6 protein-coding genes are annotated in these 7,999 nt (G+C 60.7%); 2 read left to right on the top strand and 4 right to left on the bottom strand.

The window, feature by feature from the left end; all coding sequences use genetic code 11:
* The first annotated feature begins 243 nt into the window (after window positions 1-243).
* Window positions 244-1,581: an NADP-specific glutamate dehydrogenase gene (gene gdhA, locus PseAD21_RS15920; RefSeq protein WP_102356504.1), complete on the top strand. Its 1,338-nt coding sequence runs from the start codon at window positions 244-246 to the stop codon at window positions 1,579-1,581.
* Here gdhA and PseAD21_RS15915 read toward each other — a convergent pair.
* The 4 genes from PseAD21_RS15915 to PseAD21_RS15900 form a co-directional block, all read right to left on the bottom strand.
* Entirely contained in the window at window positions 1,578-2,072 is a 495-nt protein-coding gene (locus PseAD21_RS15915; protein ID WP_102356503.1) for a GreA/GreB family elongation factor, read from the bottom strand. The two genes, gdhA and PseAD21_RS15915, sit on opposite strands and share 4 nt — an antisense overlap.
* Before the next feature lie 70 nt (window positions 2,073-2,142).
* Entirely contained in the window at window positions 2,143-2,499 is a 357-nt protein-coding gene (locus tag PseAD21_RS15910) for a hypothetical protein (RefSeq protein WP_102356502.1), read from the bottom strand.
* Window positions 2,500-2,717: 218 nt separating this feature from the next.
* Entirely contained in the window at window positions 2,718-4,571 is a 1,854-nt protein-coding gene (locus tag PseAD21_RS15905) for a DUF4105 domain-containing protein (RefSeq protein WP_102356501.1), read from the bottom strand.
* A 132-nt stretch (window positions 4,572-4,703) separates the two neighbouring features.
* Entirely contained in the window at window positions 4,704-5,192 is a 489-nt protein-coding gene (locus PseAD21_RS15900) for a DUF3015 domain-containing protein (protein WP_041065261.1), read from the bottom strand.
* Window positions 5,193-5,493: 301 nt separating this feature from the next.
* On the opposite strand from PseAD21_RS15900, the gene PseAD21_RS15895 reads away from it, so the two are divergent.
* Entirely contained in the window at window positions 5,494-7,932 is a 2,439-nt protein-coding gene (locus PseAD21_RS15895; RefSeq protein WP_102356500.1) for a Lon protease family protein, read from the top strand.
* The last annotated feature ends 67 nt before the right edge of the window (window positions 7,933-7,999 follow it).

Below are 7,999 nucleotides of genomic sequence, written 5' to 3'. Positions count from 1 at the left end.
ATTTGAAATGCGTTCCCCTGTAGGAGTGAGCCTGCTCGCGATAGCGGTGCAACTGTTGGTGCATAACTTGAATCTGATCTCACCATTCAGGTGCAAAGCACACCAAAAAAAACCCCTGATTTATATCCTGTGCACCATTTAATTTCATAAGTGCGACATTTTGCTCTATTCCTGTGCGCAATTCGTTTGTTACAGTCCGGCTCAATCGCTTCCAACGACAATAAATTTGCCGAGACTTTTCCCATGATCGAATCCGTCGAATCCTTCCTCGCCCGGCTGAAAAAACGCGACCCGGATCAGCCCGAATTCCACCAGGCCGTCGAAGAAGTCCTGCGCAGTCTGTGGCCGTTTCTCGAAGCCAATCCGCATTACCTGACCTCGGGGATTCTGGAACGCATCTGCGAGCCGGAGCGGGCGGTGGTGTTTCGCGTGTCGTGGGTCGACGATCAGGGCAAGGTTCAGGTCAATCGCGGTTTCCGTATCCAGATGAACAGCGCGATCGGCCCGTACAAGGGCGGCTTGCGCTTCCATCCTTCGGTGAACATGGGTGTGCTGAAGTTTCTGGCGTTTGAGCAGACCTTCAAGAACTCCCTGACCTCGTTGCCCATGGGCGGCGGCAAGGGCGGTTCGGACTTCGATCCGAAGGGCAAGAGCGACGCCGAAGTCATGCGTTTCTGCCAGGCCTTCATGAGCGAGCTGTACCGCCACATCGGCGCCGACGTTGATGTGCCAGCCGGTGACATCGGTGTCGGTGCGCGGGAAATCGGTTTTCTGTTCGGCCAGTACAAGCGCCTGAGCAACCAGTTCACCAGCGTTCTGACCGGCAAGGGCATGACCTACGGCGGCAGTCTGATTCGTCCGGAGGCTACCGGTTTCGGTTGCGTGTATTTCGCCGAGGAAATGCTCAAGCGCCGTGAGCAGACCGTCGAAGGCAAGCGCGTGGCGATCTCCGGTTCTGGCAACGTCGCCCAGTACGCGGCGCGCAAAGTCATGGACCTCGGCGGCAAGGTGATTTCGTTGTCCGACTCCGAAGGCACGCTGTACTGCGAGTCCGGCCTGAGTGAAGAGCTATGGCTGGCGCTGCTGGAATTGAAGAACGTCAAACGCGGACGCATCAGCGAGCTGGCGGCTGCGTTTGGCCTGGAGTTCCGCGCCGGACAACTGCCATGGTCGTTGCCGTGCGACATCGCGCTGCCGTGCGCCACGCAGAACGAACTCGACGCCGAAGCCGCCCGCACCCTGCTGCGCAACGGCTGTGTGTGCGTGGCTGAAGGCGCGAACATGCCGACCACGCTTGCGGCCGTGGATATCTTCATCGAGGCGGGCATTTTGTTCGCCCCGGGCAAGGCTTCCAACGCCGGCGGGGTGGCGGTGAGCGGTCTGGAGATGTCGCAGAACGCCATGCGCCTGCTGTGGACGGCGGGTGAGGTGGACAGCAAGCTACACGCGATCATGCAGTCGATCCATCACGCCTGCGTGTATTACGGCGAGGAGAACGGACGGATCAACTACGTCAAAGGCGCGAACATCGCCGGCTTCGTCAAAGTCGCTGATGCGATGCTCGCTCAGGGTGTGGTTTAAGCCGGTTCGATGCGAATCACTTCAATCATCTGATCGCCGGCGGGGCGTTGCCACAGCACTTCGTCATTGAGCCGGGTCCCTAGCAGTGCCCGGCCCAGCGGCGAGCCCCAGTTGATCAGGCCCTGACTGGCGTCAGCCTGATCCTCGCCAACCAGTTGCACCCGGCGTTCGGTGCTGTGTTCGTCGGCGTAGGTTACCCAGCTGCCGATCTGCACCTTGTCGGTGGAGGTCGCGGCGGCCGCGACCTGCGCGCTGCCCAGGCGCTGATTGAAATAGCGCAGATCCCGTTCCAGATCGGCCAGGCGCTGTTTGTCGGCCTGTTCGCCCTTGGCCGACTGCTCGGCGTGCAGGCTTTGCAGGTCGGCGACTTTGGCCTGCAACTGCGCCAATCCCAGGGGTGTGACGTAATTGGGCTGCGCGCTGACCTGCCGTTCAACGGGCTGATCGGCTTGCGCGGCGGCGTTGTCTTCGTTGACGAAAGCGCGGCTCATGGTGTCCTCCTGTGATAGGAATTGGTCCATAGTCGCCGACGTTTGGTTTCACTGGATGTCTGGAAGCGACCTATTGCGAGCGATAAGCCCGTCCGGCGTCCTGATCTTTCTGCTGCTGCCAGGCGCGCTCGCGTTCGTCCCAGTGTTCGTTGCGATACGCTTCACGATCCTTGTTCTCCAGCATCGCCTGACACTGGCGGAAGCCGTCGGTCCAGCCTTCGGCGTATTGCTTGTCCTTGAGATAGCGCGGCACGTTCTTGCGAAACTCGCCGCTGATCGAGCCGGCCGCTTGCCGCCCGCTGACGCAGCCGTCATCGAAACCGTCGGCGAAGGCCGGTGGATAACCTTTGGCGACCAAGTCTTCATGGGTGGTCTGGCAACCCCCGAGCAACAGCAAAACACCCAACAGTCCCGCACACCGCCACATTGCACTCTCCCGCGCCGAATCCCGGCTGATAGGGAAAGTCTAGAAGCGGAATCGTCGGACGTTGGTGAAAGACATGTAAGTAATTCGTTGAACACCGGAGACCCCTGTGGGAGCGGGCTTGCTCGCGAAAGCGGTGTGTCAGGCAGCATTTGAATCGCCTGACACGACGCCTTCGCGAGCAAGCCCGCTCCCACAAGGGTTACTGATTGGGTTGCAGTTCAGTAGTGATACCACTTCACTTCGAGCATTACCTCGGTTTCCGGGGTCGCCACATGACTGAACTCACGCTGCGCACTCAGGCGCAAACCCAGATTGCGCGACAGCTCCCACTGCTGGTTCAGGCTCAGGCTGCGGCGTACTTCGCCGTTGGTGAAGTAATCGCCCTTGGCCTCGACGCTGAGATTGCCCAGCGGGTTTTTCCACAGCACGCCGGTGTTGAAACCGCCGGCCGGAGTGACGAACCCGGCGAAGTCATTGTTGTGCTCGATGCGCACGGTGCCGAGGGCAAAGCCGAGCGTGTCTTCGCCCAGTTGCCAGGTGCCGCCACCGCCACCGTTGACGTGGCTGACCAGGGTTTCGTCATCGTGTTTGCCCGGCACACGCTCAAGGCCTCCGGTGACTTGCCATGACAGTGGCTGCAGCAGCTCATTGCGTGGGGTCAGCGAACGGATGGTCGCCAGGTCCAGTTGCTGGAACTGCCACTGGTTGCCTTCGTACTGGCGCAGCTTCATCTGCAGGATTTCGATCTGCGCGCCGAGGGGGAAGCTTTCGGCGTTGTCGTTGAGGTCGTGGTAAGCCATGCGCAAGCCGTACTCGCCGAACGCGCGATCACCCCGGGTGCCGACGCCGGCCTGCCAGGTGCGCGATTCGTGGCCGTCTTCCGGCAGGCCCGGTCGTGGAATCTGCAGCTCCGGCGCCGGGTTCTTGTTGATCGCCCGCAGCAGTTCGAAACTGCGTTGCGCCCGTTGCGGATCACGCTCCTGACCGTTGGCACGGTAGCGTTCCAGGCGATACGCAGCATCGATGATCAGCGCTTGGCGATCCCGGGGCAGGGCCTTGAAGGTCGGATCCTGCAACACCTGCTGATCGGCGCTGACTTTCAGTACCCATTGCTGTTCGTCGCTGCTCAACGGCTCGGCGCGGCTGAGCAGTTCACGCTCGCGGGACGGGCGATATTCGATGCTTTCCACCAGCCCGGCTTCTTTCACCGCTTTGACCGTGTCGGTGGGAATGGCGGTCAGCGGGAATTGTTCAGTCAGGCGCAGGCTCGGACGCGCCACTTGCAGCAATTCGAGCAGGCGATACGAGCAGTTTTCGTCGAAGAAGAAGTAGTCGAACTGGATCTGCTTCAACTCCCACACATGCTCGACCATGCGTGCGGTTTCTGCTTGCGTCAGGTTCAGCCGGTATTCCCACAGGTCGCGGTTTTCCAGGCTGCGGTACTCGGAGAGTTTTTCCTGATAGGGCACCAGCGCGAACAGCCCCGGGTAGCCGCCCATCAAGCCTTTCCAGGCGTAGAGGATGCTGTTGTCGGAGCCTTCGATGTAGGCGCCGAAGTTGATCGCGTAACTGAGCAACGAGGTCTTGTCGGCCTGTACGTCAGCCTGGTCGATGCGCAGCAGGGTGTGGCCGAACATCGATGACGGGCTGTTGAGGTACGCCGCAGGGAAGATCATCACCGCGCTGTGCGGCGAGACGTCCTTGAACCACTTTTTGAATTCGACGCAATCGGGGGCGGGCAGGTCGCTGAGGTTGAGCTGCGCTTTCAGCCAGCGCGTGCGCGCGGGGTAGACGCACTGCGCGTGTTGCTCGCCGAGACTGGCCGGGGCGTACAGCGCTTGTACGGTGGCGGCCAGTTCATGGTCGGGGTGTTCGTTGCCGTCGGGGGCGAGGAAGAACTTCTTGTCGCTGACATAGCTGCGCCAGCCACCGAGCTTGGCGGTTTCGTAGTGGCCGAGGGAAATCCAGAAGCGATCGTTGGCCAGTTGCTGCAAACGTTGAGGGTCGACGTGAGGCGTGGCGGACAGCGGGGCGCAGACACAGAGCGCCAGCCAGGCAAGGCGTTTGAGCATAGGTGGCAACTTAAGTCGAAAGAAAATAAAGCCCGGATCGGGCTGCAATCACTCCCCTGTCCAGCATCACATTCGAGTGATTGCACTCAAAACAAAACCCGCTTCCCGAAAGAAGCGGGCCGGGGGTCGAGCTTAAGCCTGAGTGGCGTACTTGGCCAGACGAGGGTCTGATTTGAGTACAGCCAGGGTGTTGGTATGCACGTCTTCGGCGGTCACGTCAGCCTTGCTGAAGATCTGCTGGAAGTGCTCGTGAGTGACAGCGGCGAAGTGCGCACGGTCTTCCGGCGCCACGCCCAGTACCACGGCATAAGTCGTCAGCGCTTCGCCGTTGCCTTTTGCCATGTCTTCGGACAGCTCGTTCATCATGCCATTCATGGCGAACCAGGATTTACCGCCGTAAGTCAGCGACGCGTTGGTCGAGCAACCGTTGGTGCCGGAAGTCATACCGAACGTTGCGTTACCGGAAGTGCCGTTGGTGGTGGATGCCAGGAAGTGTGCCGGGGTGCCACGCTGACCTTCGAACAGCATGTTGCCCCAACCGCAATCCGGACCGCCTGGCGCTTGAGCCATGGCATTGAGAGATACAACGGTGAAGAGAGTACCGAGAAGAATCCGTTTCATAGCTTTGTTCTCTTTGTGTGCATACCAATGGACAGGGTTCTGGCCCCCCAGGTGCTGCCTAGACAGACCCTTTTGAAGCCAGTGGGCCGGTTATTAGTTCCAGCCGCGCAGTTTGGAGTTTAGGCACGTTCCCGTGGTTCCGTGATTTTTTGCTGAATATTCGTTGAAATCCCCGGTTTCAGGGGGCCGGCCGTGCGGCAGGGCGCTTGTCTATGCTTTGTCACATGGCGCGCCTTGCCAGTGGGGTACGGGCAGCGCCAGAATGCCGCTATCTGCCCCGCCTGATTGTTAAGGAAGCCCGATGCCTGATCCTGTTGCTGCCAGCTTGCGTCTAGCGCCCGAAGCGCTGACCCGTCCGTTTTCCGCTGAACAGTTCAGCTTCACTACCACCAATGATCTGGAGCCCTTTCGCGGTGTGCTTGGCCAGGAACGTGCGGTCGAAGCCTTGCAGTTCGGTGTGGCCATGCCACGCCCCGGTTACAACGTCTTTGTCATGGGCGAACCCGGCACCGGCCGCTTCTCGTTCGTCAAACGCTACCTGAAGGCCGAAGGCAAACGCCTGCAGACCCCGGCGGACTGGGTCTACGTCAACAACTTCGATGAACCGCGCGAACCCCGCGCACTGGAACTGCCTTCGGGCACGGCCGGCGCGTTCATCGGCGACATCAACGGCTTGATCGATAACCTGCTGGCGACGTTCCCGGCGGTGTTCGAGCACCCGTCCTACCAGCAGAAAAAAAGCGCCATCGACCGCGCCTTCAACCAGCGCTACGACAAGGCGCTGGACGTCATCGAACGTCTGGCGCTGGAAAAAGACGTCGCCTTGTACCGCGACAGCAGCAACATTGCCTTCACCCCGATGCTCGAAGGCAAGGCGCTGGACGAGGCCGAGTTTTCGCAATTGCCGGAAGCCGAACGCGAGCGTTTCCACGAGGATATTTCCGGTCTCGAAGAGCGGCTGAACGAAGAACTCGCCAGCCTGCCGCAGTGGAAGCGCGAGTCGAACAATCAGTTGCGTCAGCTCAACGAAGAAACCATCACCCTGGCCTTGCAGCCGCTGCTGTCGCCGCTGTCCGAGAAGTACGCGGAGAACGCCGCGGTCTGCGGTTACTTGCAAGCGATGCAGGTGTACCTGCTGAAGACCGTGGTCGAGCAACTGGTCGACGACAGCAAGACCGACGCTGTGGCGCGCAAGCTGCTGGAAGAGCAATACGCGCCGAGCCTGGTGGTTGGCCACCCGGTGAGTGGCGGTGCGCCGGTGGTGTTCGAGCCGCACCCGACTTACGAAAACCTGTTCGGTCGCATTGAGTACACCACCGATCAAGGCGCGCTCTACACCACCTATCGCCAGTTGCGCCCGGGTGCGTTGCACCGTGCCAATGGCGGCTTCCTGATTCTTGAAGCGGAAAAAATGCTCAGTGAGCCGTTCGTGTGGGACGCGCTCAAGCGCGCCCTGCAATCGCGCAAACTGAAAATGGAATCACCGCTGGGCGAGATGGGCCGTTTCGCCACCGTGACCCTCAACCCGCAGCACATTCCGCTGCAGGTCAAAGTGGTAATTATCGGTGCGCGGCAGCTGTATTACACGCTACAAGACCTCGATCCGGACTTCCAGGAGATGTTCCGCGTGCTGGTCGACTTCGACGAAGACATCCCGATGGTCGACGAAAGCCTGGAGCAGTTCGCCCAGTTGCTGAAAACCCGTACCTCGGAAGAAGGCATGGCACCGCTGACCGCTGATGCGGTGGCGCGTCTGGCGACCTACAGCGCACGCCTGGCCGAGCATCAGGGGCGTTTGTCGGCGCGTATCGGTGATTTGTTCCAACTGGTCAGTGAAGCGGATTTCATCCGGCATCTGGCCGGCGATGAAATGACCGACGCGGGGCACATCGAACGCGCGCTGAAAGCCAAGGCCACTCGGACTGGCCGCGTATCGGCGCGGATTCTCGACGACATGCTCGCCGGGATCATCCTGATCGACACCGACGGTGCGGCGGTCGGCAAGTGCAACGGCCTGACTGTGCTCGAAGTCGGTGATTCGGCGTTCGGTGTGCCGGCGCGGATTTCCGCCACGGTGTACCCGGGCGGTAGCGGCATCGTCGACATCGAGCGTGAGGTCAACCTCGGTCAGCCGATTCACTCCAAAGGCGTGATGATCCTCACCGGGTATCTGGGCAGCCGTTACGCCCAGGAATTCCCGCTGGCGATTTCCGCGAGCATCGCGCTGGAGCAATCCTACGGTTACGTCGATGGCGACAGTGCGTCGCTGGGCGAGGCCTGCACGCTGATTTCGGCGCTGTCGAAAACTCCGCTCAAGCAGTGCTTTGCGATCACCGGTTCGATCAACCAGTTCGGTGAAGTGCAGGCGGTCGGCGGGGTCAACGAGAAGATCGAAGGCTTCTTCCGCCTCTGCGAAGCACGCGGGCTGACCGGCGAGCAGGGCGCGATCATTCCGCAGGCCAACGTCGCTACGCTGATGCTCGACGAGAAGGTGCTGGCGGCGGTGCGTGCCGGGCAGTTTCACGTGTACGCGGTGCGTCAGGCCGATGAGGCATTGAGCCTGTTGGTGGGCGAGCCGGCCGGTGAGCCGGATGCCGAAGGCCAGTTCCCGGAGGGCAGCGTCAACGCGCGAGTGGTCGAGCGTCTGCGGGTGATTGCCGAAATGATCAGCGAAGAAGACCTGAAGGAGGCCGAGAAGGAGCTGGCGCAGGAGGCGTTGACTGAAGCCAAACCCGCCTAAATCCTGACCTGGTAAAAATTGTGGGAGGGGGCTTGCTCCCACAGTTGTTTCAAATTGTGTTTTGCGG

Source organism: Pseudomonas sp. AD21, assembly GCF_002878485.1.
Classification (GTDB): Bacteria; Pseudomonadota; Gammaproteobacteria; order Pseudomonadales; family Pseudomonadaceae; genus Aquipseudomonas.
This window is presented reverse-complemented; position numbering and strand designations above follow the sequence as displayed.

Excerpts from the sequence above, each read along its gene's own strand:
- PseAD21_RS15900 (WP_041065261.1), bottom strand. The coding sequence starts at position 5,192 with ATGAAACGGATTCTTCTCGGTACTCTCTTCACCGTTGTATCTCTCAAT.
- PseAD21_RS15910 (WP_102356502.1), bottom strand. The coding sequence starts at position 2,499 with ATGTGGCGGTGTGCGGGACTGTTGGGTGTTTTGCTGTTGCTCGGGGGT.
- gdhA (WP_102356504.1), top strand. The coding sequence starts at position 244 with ATGATCGAATCCGTCGAATCCTTCCTCGCCCGGCTGAAAAAACGCGAC.
- PseAD21_RS15905 (WP_102356501.1), bottom strand. The coding sequence starts at position 4,571 with ATGCTCAAACGCCTTGCCTGGCTGGCGCTCTGTGTCTGCGCCCCGCTG.
- PseAD21_RS15895 (WP_102356500.1), top strand. The coding sequence starts at position 5,494 with ATGCCTGATCCTGTTGCTGCCAGCTTGCGTCTAGCGCCCGAAGCGCTG.
- PseAD21_RS15915 (WP_102356503.1), bottom strand. The coding sequence starts at position 2,072 with ATGAGCCGCGCTTTCGTCAACGAAGACAACGCCGCCGCGCAAGCCGAT.